The 2116-nt window shown below is 45.2% G+C and carries 3 protein-coding genes and 1 pseudogene; all 4 read right to left on the reverse strand.

The window, feature by feature from the left end; genetic code table 11:
* Positions 1-47: helix-turn-helix domain-containing protein (locus O9300_RS19410; protein WP_353737100.1), on the reverse strand; the 47-nt coding region annotated here is incomplete at its 3' end.
* Between the two features lie 140 nt (positions 48-187).
* Positions 188-844 carry a glycerol-3-phosphate 1-O-acyltransferase PlsY gene (gene plsY / locus O9300_RS03675; protein ID WP_409832291.1) on the reverse strand — a complete coding sequence of 219 codons (657 nt, stop codon included), beginning with the start codon at positions 842-844 and terminating at the stop codon, positions 188-190.
* A 69-nt stretch (positions 845-913) separates the two neighbouring features.
* Positions 914-1609, reverse strand: a complete 696-nt coding sequence (gene fabG / locus O9300_RS03680; protein WP_002798601.1) for a 3-oxoacyl-ACP reductase FabG — start codon at positions 1607-1609, stop codon at positions 914-916.
* A gap of 91 nt (positions 1610-1700) precedes the next feature.
* Positions 1701-1985: pseudogene (locus tag O9300_RS03685) on the reverse strand (zinc ribbon domain-containing protein); the annotation flags it as partial.
* Between the last annotated feature and the right edge of the window lie 131 nt (positions 1986-2116).

Here is a 2116-nt window from a genome sequence, read left to right on the forward strand (position 1 = left end):
TCTTGTTCGGGTGTGGGGTAAAATCGAAACGAATAGGCTTTTTCCATGTCTCACATTTTAGCATAGATTTCGTAAATGTGCTAATATTTAACAGTAAAGCCGTCGTAGAACGACGGGGTTTCAGACCCAAATTTTCGATGAGCCGTCAACTTCATTTCACAGTGGTTATTCTGACTTGAGAAAGTTATTAACTTACTTCCGATGATTGCTGTACTTTCTGACCTATTTTTGGTTCCGTCCCTGCCAACAATCTTTTAATATTACCCTGATGACGAACAATCACATAGATTCCCCCCATCAAACTAAATAAAATATAGGGGAGAGGTTGACCCAAAACAACCATTAAAATATTCACCACCAGCGCCCCGATAATCGAACCTAAAGAAACAATCCGGAAAAGTGCCAGAATAACCAAAAAACTCGCCAAAGTTCCGCAAGCCACTAGGGGATTCATCACCAATAAAACCCCTAAACTGGTGGCGACGGATTTACCACCGCTAAAATTCAAGAAAATCGATTTACTATGACCGATGATTGCCCCCAATGCTGCCCCGATAATTAACCAATAATACCAACTTTCTGGGAGAGGATTGACATCCATAAAATATAGCCCGCGTACCAGGGCCACCGCCGCCATTCCTTTTAACATATCAATTAATAATACCGTCGCCCCGGCAGATTTTCCCAGAGTTCTCAACACATTGGTGGCCCCAGTGGAACCGGAACCATAGTCACGAATATCGATACCTTTGCTGTATTTACCGATTAAATAACCCGTGGGAATCGAACCGAGCAGATAGGATAAAAGTAAGATAGTAAGACTGATAAGAATCGGAATAAGCATAAATTAAGCCCAATTTTTAGCAAGAGCGAGCGCCGTTATCAGTGTATCAGCCCGAAGACAAAAAACCACTCACAGGGAACCATAGACGGGAATTGCCGCCCCGCGCAAGTCCTTAGCTCCTTCCCCTGCCAGAAAACAGATCACCTCGGCTAGAGATTGGGGACTTACCCAGTCCTTGGCATTTGCCTCTCCCATCGCTTCCCGGTTGCCCGGAGTATCGATAATGCTGGGCAAAACCACGTTAGCGGTAATATTAGTCTGTTTGGTTTCTTCTGCGATCGCTTGGGTTAAAGCCACTACCGCCGCTTTCGAGGCACAATAGGCGGCCAAATTTGCCCCCGGTTGTACGGCACCACGAGAACCGATAGTGACGATACGACCATAATTATGAAGTTTCATCGAGCGTAAACAGTGTTTACACAGTAAAAAAGTGCTATGGAGGTTTAAATCGAACATTTTTAGCCAATCTTCATAGCTAAACTCCTCCGTCGCCCCCATGGTAAAACCCCCGACTAGATGAATTAAAACATCGACCCGACCGAGATCATCAATTAATCTAGCCACGGCAGTTTCTTGGGTTAAATCCACCCTGACAAAGCGAATACGCTCAAATTCCGCCGCACTCAGCCGAGATTTCAGACGACCCACCTCCCTTTCCTCCCGATAGGTCATGGTTAGATGACCGCCATGGTGTAAAACCGCCGGAGTGACTCCTAAACCCAGTCCTCCCGTACCGCCGGTCAGCAATACCCGTTTATCTTTCATAATGATTGATATATAATCGATCGCTCCAATTTTGACTCTCCCCCGCTAACCGCTCGCGCGGTGTAGCGGGGGATTCTCGGTTCTTAGGCTTTTAACTAGATCGACCTGGTTTAACCCGGTCGATCCCCGTCAGATCGCCTCCGCAAGCGTTTTCTAACACGGTCAGTCCGACCGCGTTTTTTCCTCGGTTCTCGATTACCTTCGCTGATGCCGTATCTCTCGGTTCAATGTGGCCGCAGGAATTGCATCGGTGAACTCTTTCCGATAACGACTTTTTGCCGGTAATCGCGCCACAATTCGGACACTCTTGCGAAGTTCCGTTTTTATCAACCTTAAGATAATATTTTCCCCGTTTCCAAACAACAAACGGTAGTAAGCTTTTACGCATTTAAGTTACATTGACAGCATTACCCTTATTTTTAAGTTTTCTACTCCATTTAATAATCAATCCCCCTTCATTTAAAAGCTGATTGACTACTTTTTCCAGTTCTTCTTTATTTTCAAATT

Source organism: Microcystis sp. LE19-195.1E, assembly GCF_027532095.1.
Lineage (GTDB): Bacteria > Cyanobacteriota > Cyanobacteriia > Cyanobacteriales > Microcystaceae > Microcystis > Microcystis aeruginosa.

What these genes read in the sequence shown, in the direction of transcription:
- plsY (WP_409832291.1), bottom strand. Translation starts at nt 844, where the DNA reads ATGCTTATTCCGATTCTTATCAGTCTTACTATCTTACTTTTATCCTAT.
- fabG (WP_002798601.1), bottom strand. Translation starts at nt 1,609, where the DNA reads ATGAAAGATAAACGGGTATTGCTGACCGGCGGTACGGGAGGACTGGGT.